This is a genomic window from Bacillus sp. FSL K6-6540 (assembly GCF_038007545.1).
In genome coordinates this window covers 6,771,288-6,785,592 of record NZ_JBBOXH010000001.1, presented here as the reverse complement: position 1 = coordinate 6,785,592, position 14,305 = coordinate 6,771,288, and the positions used below count along the sequence as shown (strand labels likewise).

11 protein-coding genes and 1 riboswitch are annotated in these 14,305 nt (G+C 52.2%); of the genes, 8 read left to right on the top strand and 3 right to left on the bottom strand.

Features of this window, described 5'->3' with window-relative positions; translation table 11 throughout:
- Positions 1 to 12 precede the first annotated feature (12 nt).
- Positions 13 to 549 (bottom strand): hypothetical protein, encoded by a 537-nt coding sequence (locus MHH82_RS30595; protein WP_015737795.1) that lies wholly within the window; start codon positions 547 to 549, stop codon positions 13 to 15.
- A 291-nt stretch (positions 550 to 840) separates the two neighbouring features.
- On the opposite strand from MHH82_RS30595, the gene MHH82_RS30590 reads away from it, so the two are divergent.
- On the top strand, positions 841 to 1,320 hold the full coding sequence (locus MHH82_RS30590; protein ID WP_015737794.1) for a glutathione peroxidase: 480 nt from the start codon (positions 841 to 843) through the stop codon (positions 1,318 to 1,320).
- Positions 1,321 to 1,426: 106 nt separating this feature from the next.
- Here MHH82_RS30590 and MHH82_RS30585 read toward each other — a convergent pair whose 3' ends face one another.
- Positions 1,427 to 2,062: an SDR family oxidoreductase gene (locus MHH82_RS30585; RefSeq protein ID WP_036662043.1), complete on the bottom strand. Its 636-nt coding sequence runs from the start codon at positions 2,060 to 2,062 to the stop codon at positions 1,427 to 1,429.
- A gap of 426 nt (positions 2,063 to 2,488) precedes the next feature.
- Between MHH82_RS30585 and MHH82_RS30580 the strand changes: the two genes are divergently transcribed.
- From MHH82_RS30580 to MHH82_RS30560, 5 genes are all read left to right on the top strand, one after another.
- Positions 2,489 to 3,850, top strand: a complete 1,362-nt coding sequence (locus MHH82_RS30580) for an FAD-dependent oxidoreductase (protein ID WP_340969288.1) — start codon at positions 2,489 to 2,491, stop codon at positions 3,848 to 3,850.
- 133 nt (positions 3,851 to 3,983) lie between these two features.
- Positions 3,984 to 4,577 carry a DUF4352 domain-containing protein gene (locus MHH82_RS30575; protein WP_340969286.1) on the top strand — a complete coding sequence of 198 codons (594 nt, stop codon included), beginning with the start codon at positions 3,984 to 3,986 and terminating at the stop codon, positions 4,575 to 4,577.
- Positions 4,578 to 4,835: 258 nt separating this feature from the next.
- Positions 4,836 to 5,429 carry a TetR/AcrR family transcriptional regulator gene (locus tag MHH82_RS30570; protein WP_251501261.1) on the top strand — a complete coding sequence of 198 codons (594 nt, stop codon included), beginning with the start codon at positions 4,836 to 4,838 and terminating at the stop codon, positions 5,427 to 5,429.
- Between the two features lie 110 nt (positions 5,430 to 5,539).
- Positions 5,540 to 6,787 (top strand): MFS transporter, encoded by a 1,248-nt coding sequence (locus tag MHH82_RS30565; RefSeq protein WP_340969283.1) that lies wholly within the window; start codon positions 5,540 to 5,542, stop codon positions 6,785 to 6,787.
- A gap of 464 nt (positions 6,788 to 7,251) precedes the next feature.
- The gene (locus MHH82_RS30560; RefSeq protein ID WP_192570374.1) at positions 7,252 to 8,112 is read left to right on the top strand and encodes a formate/nitrite transporter family protein; all 861 of its coding nucleotides are present in this window, start codon (positions 7,252 to 7,254) and stop codon (positions 8,110 to 8,112) included.
- A 140-nt stretch (positions 8,113 to 8,252) separates the two neighbouring features.
- Here the strand turns inward: MHH82_RS30560 and MHH82_RS30555 are convergent, their stop codons facing one another.
- On the bottom strand, positions 8,253 to 10,079 hold the full coding sequence (locus MHH82_RS30555; protein ID WP_340969280.1) for an APC family permease: 1,827 nt from the start codon (positions 10,077 to 10,079) through the stop codon (positions 8,253 to 8,255).
- Between the two features lie 166 nt (positions 10,080 to 10,245).
- Positions 10,246 to 10,440: riboswitch (cyclic di-AMP (ydaO/yuaA leader) on the bottom strand.
- 456 nt (positions 10,441 to 10,896) lie between these two features.
- Between MHH82_RS30555 and MHH82_RS30550 the strand changes: the two genes are divergently transcribed.
- Complete coding sequence (locus tag MHH82_RS30550) at positions 10,897 to 12,975, top strand: molybdopterin-containing oxidoreductase family protein (RefSeq protein ID WP_340969278.1); 2,079 nt, start codon at positions 10,897 to 10,899, stop codon at positions 12,973 to 12,975.
- 351 nt (positions 12,976 to 13,326) lie between these two features.
- Positions 13,327 to 14,304 (top strand): ABC transporter permease, encoded by a 978-nt coding sequence (locus MHH82_RS30545; RefSeq protein WP_015737785.1) that lies wholly within the window; start codon positions 13,327 to 13,329, stop codon positions 14,302 to 14,304.
- Position 14,305 lies beyond the last annotated feature (1 nt).

Sequence of the window (14,305 nt, the reverse complement as noted above, 5' to 3'; positions counted from 1 at the left end):
GAAACGCACCCTTCACATTTGGGGGTGCGTTTCGTATCGGTACCTGTAGGTATCCATGGGCTGGCTGGTAAAAGAGGTGTCCAGCTTTTTCTTCTCGCCGGGGGCGAGGGTGATGTCCCTGTACATCTCGGTAAAGACTTCCTCATCGTTCTTGTCGTACACGAACAAGGTAATATGACCGTTGAACGTTTGGCTTTCATGATAATTGCCGGCATAGACGACGATGTCGGCATCATCCTCATTTTTATACGCTCCAACGTGAAGTACGACGTAGTCTTTCAAGCTCTGCAGCTGGGAATCTGCCTTCTTGTCCTCAAAGTTCTGATCCAGGTCGGTTAGCATCGTTTCTTCTTTGTATAGCGATTCCTGGGTGATCAGGCCAATGGGGATCGTCAGAATAAAATAGAAAACCAGCGTCGACAGCCCTGTGCTGCGAAGCACGGTCCTTCGGTCATACCCCCCTTTGATCAATCCGATGAAGGCAATCAGGGCCAGGACAACGACGATGAGATGCCATGGAGACAAGAACATTTCGGGATACAATTTCATTTCTTTTCCTCGCTTACTGTTGTTGAAATGCGGGATCATGCAATATTTTGCCAAACCCTAAATCATTACCCTGCTGACTTGCTGACTAAACAGCTGTCATGAGTCTATGTAGCTCTTGCTTGAAGCGGATATACGTTTATCATAATGGATTTACGGATGGCGGGGTAGAGGCATTGGAACCGAAAATTTGGTTTAGGGGCGTATATTCGGTATGATGTAAGAAGATGGGCCAGGCTGAGAAGCTTGGAAGCAAGCGATTCAATCAATACAAGCTGGAGAGGAGATTCGAGGATGTCAGTTTATGAATATCATGCAACCAATACCAAGGGGCAGGAAGTCTCGCTCGATCAGTATTCGGGCAAGGTCTTGATCATCGCGAATACGGCAAGCCAATGCGGCCTAACGCCGCAATATGGAGAGCTTCAACAGCTGTACGACCAATACGGCCAGCAAGGGCTTCAGGTTCTTGGCTTTCCGTGCAATCAGTTTGGCGGACAGGAGCCGGGTACGAGCGAAGAGGCTGAATCGTTCTGTCAATTGAACTATGGCGTGAACTTTCCGGTTTTCCAGAAGATTGACGTGAATGGGGAGCATGCTCATCCGTTATTTCAGTATCTGAAATCGGAGCAGCCCGGACCGAATGAAGGCGGAGAGATCGCTTGGAATTTTACGAAGTTCCTGGTGGACCGCGCAGGCAAGGTGGTCCAGCGGTTTGAGCCGAAGGAATCGCCTGAATCCATGAAGGGCGCCATTGAATCCCTGCTGGGTTAATGCCAGGAAGTAATGAGCACATAACAGGGCTGTTTCGTCGGGGGATTTGCCCCGGAGGAGAAACAGTCCTGTTTTTTTATGGGAAATCCCTCGCCATTTCGTCCATTCAGCCCGAATCAAGACCCTTCAAGGCATCTTGTATGGGATGATCACCTTGAATCAGATCGAACGCCTTAAGTTCCGTCTCTGGCGTGGAGAGACACAGCACGGCTGCTTGAGCGACATCTTGACGGGATATGGATCCGGTTTCCCGGAGATCGGGATGTGCCTGAACCCTGCCGGCAGGAGCGTCATCCGTTAACTCGCCGGCCCTTATGATCGTGTGAGTCAGCGTGCTTTCTTCAAGAATGGTCTCAGCTTTATGTTTGGCAAGCAAATAGGGCTTTAGTTCGGAGAAGTGCTCCGGGTGCTTGGTCTCCATGCAGCTAATCATAATGAAGCGATTGATTCCTAGAAGCACGCACTGCTCGATCAGCCTCACGGTGCCGACATGATCCGTCTCCTGCGGATCTTCCGTTACCCCGGCGCCAACTGCGCAGATGACGGCGTCTACGTCCCTTAAACCATCGGAATAAGACTGCGTCAAATCACCGACAATTCCCTCGGCACCCTCCTGCTCCATCTTCCGTTTATGAATCTCATCGGGGATCAGGCCGCGGACTTGATACCCCTTCTCGGCGAGAAGCTTCGCGATCCGTGTCCCGGTCTTTCCATGCGCTCCGGCAACAAATACGGTTGTCATGATAAAGCACCTCCTGCACAACATTACCCGCAGCCGATTGTTTCAAAAAGGGAATAATCCGTTATTAATAAGAAAAACCTATTCCGGTATCTCGAGAATGTTGGCAAGCGGGCCCCTTTTAGCTTCCCCGGATCCCGTACCCATATTCTCGATCTCGCCTTATTCGGTGGCATCAAGACATTAATCTTGGAGTCAAGATCATTCATCATTCCCACTATGTGAAATTATGAACAATATGTGAATAACGCAATTCGCCTATTGAACTGTGAAATAAATCACATTATGATAAGGTCATGAAGTGAAATTATTCACAATCAGTATTACCAGTCACCCGTTCATGCTCAACAAGCGTTACCAAGCATGAATCCAGGCAAAAATGCTCATCTTAAACCAATATAAAGCTTCATACTTGGAGGAGGAAAAACCATGAAAGTTGCAGTTATCGGTTGTACCCATGCAGGAACGTCCGCCATCGTGAATACCGCCAAACTTTATCCCGATGCACAGATTACCGTTTACGAACGCAATGATAACATCTCATTCTTGTCGTGCGGCATTGCGCTTTACGTCGGGGGCGTTGTGAAGGATCCGGACGGGCTGTTCTATTCTTCGCCGCAGAAACTCGACGAGCTTGGTGTCGAAACCAAGATGAAGCATGAGATCATCTCGGTGGATACGGACCGGAAAACCTTGAAGGTCCGCAGCCTGGCCACGGAAGATACGTTTGAAGATACCTATGACAAATTGATTGTTACCACCGGATCCTGGCCGATCGTACCGAAGCTTGAAGGCATCGATTTGAATAATATTTTGCTCTGCAAAAACTACGATCATTCCAACGCGATCATTGATAAAGCGCAAGGAGCCAAACATATTACCGTTGTCGGCGCCGGTTACATCGGCGTGGAGCTGGTGGAGGCCTTCCAACAGAACGGCAAGCAGGTAACTTTGATCGACAGTGCCGATCGGATTCTGAACAAATACCTGGACCCTGAGTTCAGCGGCAAGATCGAGGAATCGTTCCGTGAAAAAGGAATCGAGATGGCCATGGGGCAGACCGTGACGTCCTTCCAAGGCCAGGATGGCAAGGTGAATAAGGTCATCACCGACAAAGGGGAGATCGACACGGATCTGGTCATTCTCTGCATCGGTTTCCGACCGAATACGGAGCTGCTGAAGGGGCAGGTCGATATGCTGAAGAACGGCGCCATCGTCGTGGACCAATATATGCAAAGCAGCAAGCAGGATGTCTATGCAGCGGGCGATTGCTGCTCGGTGCTCTATAACCCGACGGGTAAAATGATGTACATTCCGCTGGCGACCAACGCTGTCCGGATGGGTACGCTCGTTGCACGGAATTTGGTGCAGCCCACAACGCCATATATGGGAACCCAGGGTACGTCCGGATTGAAAATATACGAACACAACATTGCCTCGACGGGATTAACCGAGGGAGCGGCCAAGGATGAAGGTTTGAAGGTGGATACGGTCACCATTACGGACCATTACCGTCCGGAGTTCATGCCTACCTTCGAGGAAGTTACGCTGAAGGTGGTGTATGAACAGGAAAGCCGCCGGATGCTCGGTGCACAGGTGATCTCCAAGGCGGACATGACGCAGTCCATTAACACCCTGTCGGTGTGCATCCAGAACCGCATGACGATCGACCAGCTGGCCTTCATCGATTTCTTCTTCCAGCCGCATTACAACAAGCCGTGGAATTTCCTTAACACGGCCGGCCTGCAGGCTCTGCCGGCGGTGGAGACCAAAGCGCCGGTACACGCTTAATTCATTCTAGGCAATAACGAAGACCCCCTGATTCGGGGGTCTTTTTCTTGTTTTAGAAGGAATATGGATTTTGACAGCGAATTGGAAAATATCCGGACATATCGATATCGACTTTCAGGAGGTAGGATAAAGTATGAATAAAAAAATAATGCTGGTCTCGGCTGTGTTGTTCTCCATGCTGCTGACGGCTGCTTGTTCCAGCAATCAGGCGGACCCGCCGGCAGAAACCCCGCCGGCTGTCGTGGATAACGAGGGAACGGATCAGACGGGGGCGGCTGAAGAGGAACCGCCGGCAGAACCATCCCTAGGGGAGGGTCAACCTGCCGATGGAGAGACGAAACCGATCGATGAGCCTGCCGCAGTAGGCGATACGGTCGATTATCACGGCGCGGTCATCACGCTGAACGGCGTACGCGACTCCGAAGGCGACGAGTACTTGAAGCCCCAGCCCGGCCATACGTTTAAGGTGGTCGACATTACCGTGAAGAACAACGGTCAGGAGCCGTTGGTCATCTCTTCGGCACTGTCTTTTTCCATGACGGATTCAAGCGATCTTAACTATACGGTTCCTATTACGGATGACGTGAAGATGCTGGACGGCACCATTCCTCCGGGCGGCGAGCTGACGGGCGAGATTCCGTACGAGGTGAAGCAGGACGTTCAGGGGCTGCAGCTGAGTTACGGCGATCCGATGAAAGAAGGAAGAGCCATTTGGGCAGTGGAATAATGCAGCAATACATCGCATGTTGTTATTTTGGAATGTGCGAGATGGACAAGGATTTTGCTTCGGCAAAGTCCTTTTTTCGTTGCATTCGGAAGAGCGTCCTTTACATAAGAGGAGGTTTTCAGTATGATTAAACCGTACAGTCGGTTTTTTAACGAGGGATGAAGTTCATTCATGACAGAATACATTTTTTATTACGAATCACGGATTTCCGCTTGTTGATGCGGACTGTTGAATCCAACGCAAGGAGTGCTAACACCGATGTCATCAGAAAAAGCGCAGCGAAAGCGGGATTTGATTCTGGATAAAGCCAAGGAGCTGTTCATCCAGCGCGGATATGCGGCAACGTCAATGGATGAACTGGTCAAGTATACGGGGGCCAGCAAGGGAAGCATCTATTATCACTTCGAGAGCAAGGAAGATTTATTCGTCAAGCTGCTGACAAAGCAGAATCGGGAATGGATGGAAGCCTGGGACGACAAAAAAGCCGGTTACGCCAGCTTTGAGGAGAAGCTGTACGGGATCGCCGATCACATGGTTGACGACTTCCAGAATCCGCTCACCAAAATCGCGGAGGAATTCTATATCAACCAGCCGGAAAATAAGACGATTGTGGGCGAAATGCTGGCGATTCTGCAAGGTCCGCGTACGCTCTACCGCGAAATTCTGGCAGAGGGAGCGGACGAGGGACGCATAGCGGCAGAGGATATCGACGAAATAGCCGTTATTTTCGGATCGCTGCTGGACGGGTTGTCGGTTTCGTACTTCGAAAGGTCCCAGGAGGAATTAAGGCAGCTGTACCGCAAGAGCGTGATGTACTTTTTGAACGGTGTGTTATCGGGTGAAGGTTCATAGCGTACGGTGCGGTAGGAGGATTTATTGAAAACGCTTTTCTTAGCTAACAGGAAAGGGCGTTTTAAAAATATAAATAAACCGAATAGTCGGTTTTCACAGGGGGATGGAGTATGAAGCATTTGTTTGGCAACCGCGCGTTCGTGCTGTTGATGGTATCTGATTTTATGCAAAATATCGGGATCTGGATCCGCAATATGGCACTGTTGTTCTTCATTATGGAGCAGAGCAACCATGACCCGGTCGCCGTATCGCTGCTGACCGTGATTGAATACGTGCCGATCTTCGTGATTTCCATGGTTGGCGGCGTACTGGCTGACCGTTGGCGTCCCAAGCGAACGATGATATGGGGGGATATTTTAAGCTTCATATCCATTCTGCTTATTTTGTTTGTTGTGTATGCGGGATATTGGCAGGCCGTGTTTGCGGTGACGCTGGTCTCGGCCGTCGTATCGCAATTCTCGCAGCCATCGTCCATGAAGATCATCAAGCGGTGTTTGCCGGATGAGCATGTGCCCGCGGCCACGGCGTTATCCCAGACCTCGATGTCGCTGTTTATCATTTTGGGACCTATGGTAGGCACGGCGATTTATCAAGCATTTGGACTGCAGGCCTCTTTAATCAGCTTGCTGATTCTGTTCGGCGCTTCGGCGATCGTGTTGGCCTTTCTGCCTTCCACCGTGGACGAACCTTCCAAGGACTCGGAATCAGCCGGTTCGTTCGTGAAGGACATGAAGGCAGGCTTCGCCTACATCGGTTCCAGCCGGCTGTTGAAGGTGCTGCTGGTAGTCTACGTTTTGTTGGCGCTGGGCAGCGGACTCGTACAGCCGCTCGACATCTTCGTCATCACCGAGCGTCTTCAGCTGGAGATGTCCAGCGTCCAGTGGTTCACCGCGCTTGAGGGCTTGGGCATGTTGATCGGCGGTGTGATCGCAGCGGTGATTGCAGGCAAAGTGAAAGGTTCCTACTTGCTGTTTGCGGGGCTGGCCTTCCTTGGACTCTCGACCTTTGTCGAGGTGCTGTCCCAGTGGCCGATCCTGACCGGCTCGATGCGCTTCGTCACCGGGGTGCTGATGGCCATGGCCCAGACGGTCCTGATGGCGGTGATGATGCAGCAGGTGGAAGAGAAATTCATTGGCCGGCTGAACGGCGTGATGACGCCGATATTTACCGGCATGCTGCTCATCGGCTCCGGGCTGACGGGCTGGTATATGTCGGTAACCTCCATTGTCGTGGTGTATTTTACGGCAGGCACGCTCTTCCTGCTGTCGTCGTTCATCAGCATGAAGCTGCCGATCGCCAAGGTGCCGGTGCAGGAAACGGAGGCGCCTGTCAGGGTAGAGACTGCGGCCAAAGCCTAGCGGGTGAGTAAAAATCTATACATTTAAGCCGAATCTGGCAGAATGGTATCAAGCGCGAACGGGCTTCGTACTGGTAAAGACAATCCAAAAGAGCGGTGCCGGGGAGAAACCCGGGCACCGCTTTTTCGGCATATGCGATTCCTCGAAGGGAGCGAAAGTCAGTCACCCCGCCCGCTAAAGCTGATCCGAAGCTCCACCCATGGACTATGTGCTGTGCCTATATCCTATATCGCTTAAATGGCCACACCGAATCTGATCCATGTTATTCGCTGCAGCATGGTCAGCAGATCAAGGCATACGGAACATCACATCTGTACCTGTCCGTCCCTTACGGACACGATCGTGATATAATTCACGTTCTTGCCAAAGAAGCTGCGTTACAATGTTGGTAACGATAACACGAATATCATGATCTGCATTCGGATAGGTAGACAAGGCGGATGCGGAAGAAATGAGGGAGTGCCATGGCTTACCATAAACCTGAGCGCATTGCGGAGATTACCGTGGAGAACGGGGTAAAAAAAGCGCATAACTCCGCCATAAACGTGATGATATTAGGATTCCTTGCGGGGGCATTTATTGCGCTCGGCTTTTTGCTTGACATACGCGTGATTGCCGGAGCGTCTCCGGAATGGGGAGGGATTGCCGGTTTTATAGGCGCTGCGGTATTCCCCGTCGGATTGATTCTTGTCCTGCTTGCAGGCGGGGAGCTGCTGACGGGCAACATGATGGCCGTGTCCTTGGCCAGATTCAAGAGGAGAATTTCCACGAAGGAGATGATGCGGAATTTAGCGCTTGTCACGGTCAGCAATATGTTGGGAGCGTTATTCGTCGCTTACTTCTTCGGACATGTGACCGGTCTGACAGGCAGCGGCGTTTACCTGGAGAAACTGGTGGATATGGCCGGGCATAAGCTGGACGACAGCTTCCTGCAAGCCTTCCTGTCGGGCATCGGGTGCAACTGGCTCGTAGCCCTCGCCGTATGGCTGTCCTACGGATCGGATCAGATGAGCGGCAAAATTCTCGGGATCTGGTTTCCGACCATGGCGTTTGTCGCCATCGGGTTTCAGCACGTGGTGGCCAACATGTTTCTCATCCCGGCCGCGATTTTTGAAGGCTATTACAGCTGGGGCGAGTATCTGATGAACTTCATTCCGGTATGGCTGGGCAATTTCGTTGGCGGCGCGTTATTTGTGGGAGCGACATACGGAACCGTTTATTTAAAGCAGGAGAAACAGGCCGCAGCCGCTCCGCGCGGCGAGCAGACGCCTGTGCCATCGGCCGGCGCTCCTCAACAGGTTCATTCGGCGCAGAATGTTTCCTAATGCCGGAAGCCTGGCGAGCGTCTGGCTTAAAGAAAAAGCTGCGTTCAACCGTCCTTGATGAAAGGCAGCGGTTGATCGCAGCTTTTTGTCGTGATGGGCGAGGCTGTTCCAAGTAATGAATCAAGCAGGGAACAAGCCCGCTATTTTTTTAAATGGTAGGGAACCGTCGTGATGATCACGTCTCTCCGATACAGGAGATGTGCCCGGATGAGCAGGCTGGATTGATTGTGCAGAAAATTATGCCAGCCCTTCTTGGGGATGAACTGCGGAATGACGACGGTAACCTGATAGTCGGATTCGCTGGCCTTGCGCTGCACGGTATTGATGAATTTCGTCAGCGGCTGAATGATGCTCCGATAAGGCGAGTGCAGCGTCACCAGCCGGATGTCCGGCTGCCACTTTTTCCATTTTTCCTGGAAGGCGACTTCCTCCTCCCGCTCGAACGGCACGTACACTGCGATGATTTGGCCCGCTCCCAGCGATTTGGCGTAATTCAGCGAGTTCTCCACCACATGCGTGATTCCTGCCACAGGCAGGATGATGACATTCCCCTCAATCGGCTTAACCGGCTCGCAGGTCGTAATCCGGAGCTGGTCCGCTACCGCCTCGTAATGCTTGCGGATCCGGGTGAAAATCCAGATGATCAGCGGCAGGAATATCAGGACGGACCACACCTGGGCGAATTTCGTAAAGAAGAAGATCATGGTCACGATAAAGCTGATGCATGCGCCGGTGGTGTTAATGATCAGCTTGACGATCCAGCCTTCGGGCTTTTCGCGAATCCATTTCACCATCATCCCGGTCTGGGAGAGGGTAAACGGGATAAACACGCCGACGGCATACAGCGGAATCAGATGCTCGGTTTTGCCTTCAAAAGCCAGCAGCAGCAGAATGGAGAAAAATCCAAGAATCATGATTCCGTTTGAGTATCCCAGACGGTCGCCGCGGACGGTGAACATTCTAGGAATGAACTTATCCTTCGCCAGATTGACGGCCAGCAGGGGAAAAGCGGAATACCCCGTGTTGGCGGCAAGGATCAGAATTAAGGCCGTTGTCCCTTGTATGAAGTAATAAAGCGCATTTCGCCCGAAGGTATGCTCGGCAATTTGGGAAACGACCGTGACTTGTTCGCTGGGACTGACCCCATAGTAATAAGCCAGGAAAACGATGCCCGAAAATAACAGGGCCAGCAGCGATCCCATCGCCACCAGAGTTTTGGCGGCGTTATTCGGGGCCGGGTCTTTGAAATTCGGAATGGCATTGGAAATCGCCTCCACGCCGGTCAGGGCGGAGCTGCCCGAGGCAAATGCGCGCAGGAGCAGGAACAAGCTCAGCCCGGCTACGGGCGTGCCGATCGGCGTATGAAGCTCCGGAGACGCATGGCCTGTGGCAATGTTGAATATCCCTACCCCGATCAGGATGAATAACGCAAGCACGAACAGGTAAACCGGATAAGCCAATATGGAGGCCGACTCCGTAACTCCTCTTAAATTCAATACGGTCAAGCATAGAACGAACACGATGGAGATCGGCAGATTATAGGCGTGCAATTCCGGAAAAGCCGACGTGATCGCATCCGTCCCGGCCGACACGCTGACCGCAACCGTCAGGATATAGTCCACGAGCAAGGAACCGCCGGCCACCAGCCCCGGGTACATGCCCAAATTCCGTTTGGACACGACATATGCGCCGCCGCCGTGCGGATAGGAGAAAATAATTTGTCTGTACGACAGGATAAGTGCCAGCAATAAGACCAGGACGCCGACGGCAATCGGTATGGAATACCAATAGGCAGCTGCCCCGACGGTCATCAACACAATGAGGATTTGTTCCGGGCCATAGGCCACGGACGATAGCGCATCGGAAGACAGGATGGCCAGCGCCTTGGTTTTATTCAGCTTTTGTTCGCCTAATTCCGTTGATTTAAGCGGTCTTCCGATGAGGAAGCGCTTGATTGAGGATAACATGGTTGTTTTTCACCGCCGCTTAAGATTAAGTTCATGGTAGAAGCTCCCTGAACGGACTTCTATCGGTGTTTTTTATATGCTGGACATAGGAACGGTCACCATTCCTATGCTGATTTTTGGCAAACAAAAAACACAGGTTAGAACCCTGTGTTTGATCACAAGTTCACAACCCTCCCGATCAACGCTGACGAGGTTAGCTGTCGGATTCGGGCGGTGAGAGTCGCCCTACCTGATTCCATCGCGGCGTACGTACGCGACGCATCAGGATTCACCCCATAGTATGGTTGAAGGATCCTATAGGTATCCCTCCATACGGTTGGTTCCCCCGCTTTCCATCATGGAAATTAAGCGAATGTCATGTGAATATGAAGAATGTTTTCGAAGCTGAATAGTATATTACGCCTGCTCCAATCGTTTGTAAAACATCCTCCAACGATCATTCGAACAGAATTATTTATAAAAAATGACAGATAAGCGCTTACATAAAGACGTGGCTTTGACAGGCTTTTTATTTTGCATGTTTACTGCGAAAATCACGAGTTTCTATAATATGGAGGATTAGGAGTGGGGAACAAATTCGCCATGCCGGTCTCGGGGGAGGAGACACTGGCATGGCGAATTTTTTTGGGAGTGGTCCATGATTCGGCAAGGAAGAGAAAGGGTCTGGGTTCCTCTTCTTTGCTCTTGATAGGAATATACCCGGGGGAAAGTAAAGTGAATCACCTGATTAGAAAAAAATGTATGACTTTACTGGAACCCCGATTTTCTTTTAAGATAAAGGGATATGATGCAGCCGAGCATAAGGGGGAAGTACGAAATGACTCAAGCGATGATTCATCAGGAAAACGGCGTATTTCCGGCGGTATGTCCGTTGGATTGTCCCGATACATGCGGCCTGCTGCTGCATAAAGAGAACGGAAAAATCGTCAAGGTGACCGGTAATCCGGAGCATCCAATTACGCAGGGAGCCATCTGCAATAAAGTCCGTAATATGGCACACCGGGTGTACCATCCGGAACGCGTGCTCTATCCGCTGCGAAGGGTAGGTCCCAAGGGAGAGGGCGCCTTCGAGCGGATCAGCTGGGACGAAGCCATTCAGGAGATTGCGGGACGCTATAAGGACTTGATTGAGGAATACGGCTCCAAGAGTATCCTGCCTTACAGCTTCTACGGCAATATGGGGATATTGAGCGTCGACGGCATGGACCGCAGATTCTTCAACAGGCTGGGTGCCAGCCGCCTGAAGCAGTCGATCTGCAATTCCGCGGGCAATGAGGGCTGGAAATCCGTGATGGGGTTTAATGGGGGAACCGTTCCGGAGGACACCGTACGAGCCGACGTCATCCTCGTCTGGGGCGGCAACATCGTCAGCACCAATATGCACCAGATGGTGATTGCAGAGAAAGCGCGCAAAGCCGGTGCCAAGGTCGTTGTGATCGATGTCCACAAGAACCAGACGGGGCAATGGGCCGACTGGTTCATTCCGCTGTATCCAGGCACGGATGCGGCGCTGGCCGTCGGCCTCATGCACATCATGTTCCGTGACGGCATGATAAATGAGGAATTCCTCCGCAAGTATACGATTGGTCATGAAGCCTTGCGCGAGCACGTCAAAGAATACACGCCGGAGCACGTTTCTTCCATTACCGGCATCTCGATCGAGGATATCGAGAAATTGGCCGAGCTCTACGGCCGGGCCGATACCTCCTACATCCATATCGGCAACGGTCTTCAGCATCACGACAACGGCGGCTTGACGGTGCGCAGCATTGCCGCGCTTCCCGCTTTGACCGGACAATGGCTGAAGCGGGGCGGAGGGGCCGCCAAGTCGAACGGCGGTTACAACAGCATGGATAGCGACGCGCTTGAGCGTCCCGATCTCCGGCCGAATCCCGAAGCGCGCACGATTAACATGAACCGGATCGGCGAAGCGCTTGCCATGACCGAACAGCCGATTAAGTCGCTCTTCGTTTATTGCAGCAATCCGCTGGTTGTGGCTCCCGATACCGAGCGGGTCAGGGAAGGGTTTGCACGGGAAGATCTGTTTACGGTTGTGCATGACCTGTTTATGACGGATACGGCCAAGTATGCCGATATCGTGCTCCCGGCAACCTCCTCGTTCGAGAATACGGACCTGTACGCTTCCTACTGGCATCAGTACGTTCAGCTGCAGGAGCCGGTCATTCCGGCACTTGGGGAAAGCAAGGGCAACGTAGAGCTGTTCTCCTTGCTGGGACGGGCTATGGGATTCCAGGAACCGGCTTTTCATGAGACCGAGGAAGAGATGATCGCAAGAGCGCTCGACTTCCCGGATAACCCTTATCTAAACGGCGTCACGCTGGACAAGCTGAGGGAACACCGCCATGTGAAGCTCGATATGACGCCGCTTGACACGTATCTGGATCGTTTGCCGACACCTTCGGGACGCATCGAGTTATACTCTGCGCAGCTGGAGGAAGCAGGTCTGCCGCCCCTTCCGACCTACGTGCCGCTGAAGGAAGGATATGACGGGGTAAGGCGCGGCCGCGGGCACCAATACCCGCTCATGTTCATTTCGCCGCCGAACCATAACTTCCTGAACTCGACCTTTGCGAACGTGGAGAAGCATCAGAAGCTGGAGAAGGAGCCGGCCCTGCAGATTCACCCGGCGGATGCGGAGGAACGCGGGCTCCAGGACGGCGAGATGGTCATCGTATATAATGACCGCGGAACCTATGAAGTCCGGGCGAAGGTGACGGATAAAATGCTGCCGGGCACCGTAGTCAGCCAAGGCCTGTGGTGGGAAGGCGAGGGCCGCAAGCAGCGCGCCAATGCCCTTACGCCGGACAGGCTGTCCGACTTGGGTGGAGGGGCTACCTTCTTCTCGACGGTGGTCGAGGTGAAGCGGAAGCAATAAAGCGATAGACCCATCCTAGGCAGACGGATGGCCCAAGGACAGATGACGCAGAAGAGGCCCCCTCAGGGGGCTTCTTTTTTGTATAGTGCACGTGAAACAAAAAGGCCTGTAAGATCCCCGGATCTTACAGGCCTTTTTCATTGCCGGCATTTCTTATACTTTTTGCGGAACTGTCAATAGCCAGAATCCGTCCGAAGTATCAAAAATCGCGTGTTTGTTATATAGTTTCACACATTTGTCAAAGGTAGAATGTTCTTAAGCCCGCAGCATAGCGGTAATCGGCCCACCAGTTCATGTGAACGGGGCAAATGCTAAAAGCACGAATGAATTTAGATAGATGGGAGGAAGAAAATGTCCCCAACCGCACCGAAACCGCAGCCTGAAGGGCTGTCTTCGAAAGGTAAGGTTTACAGCCGGAGCTTCCTGAGGCGCTTGATGAAGCAATGGGATGCCCAGCTGATGGTCATTCCGGGCATCATCCTCGTCTTGATCTTTTCTTATCTGCCCATGTACGGGGTGCTGACAGGTTTTATGGACTACAACCTGTTTACGGGCTCGCGAATTTGGGAGAATCCCTGGGTCGGATTCAAGCACTTTGAAGCTTTTTTTGCCGCGCCGGAATTCGAACGCTTGATCCGCAACACGATCGTGATCAGTTTATTGAAATTTCTTATCGGCTTTCCGGCTCCGATCATTCTCGCTCTGATGCTGAACGAAGTCCGTCACATGTTCTTCAAGCGGGTCGTTCAGACGATTACCTACCTGCCGCATTTTATGAGCTGGGTTATCGTAGCGGGTCTCACGACGGCCCTGCTGGCAACGGAGAACGGAAGCGTCAACATGCTCCTTCAAAAAATCGGCACGATTCAGGAGCCTATCAACTTCCTGTCCCTCAAGGAGTATTTCCTGTCGATTCTCATCTCGGCCAACGTTTGGAAGGAGATCGGATTCGGTTCCATCGTGTATTTGGCCGCCATCGCAAGCGTAGATCCGCATCTGTATGAGGCTGCGGATATGGATGGGGCGAGTAAGTTCAAGCAAATTTATCTCATCACCCTGCCTTCCATCCTGCCGGTTGTGGTCATCTTCATGATTCTGGCCATCGGCAACCTGCTCAATGCCGGCTTCGAAGATATTTTGCTGCTGGCGACCAATCCCGTTCTGAGGCCGGTATCGGACGTCATCGACACTTACGTATACCGCGTAGGGATCGGCAGTCACCGTTATTCCTACGGCGTGGCCATCGGATTGTTCAAAGCCATTATCAGTATCGGGCTGCTCACCATCGCCAATTACATCGCCCGAAGGTCCGGCAATAGTTTATGGTAGG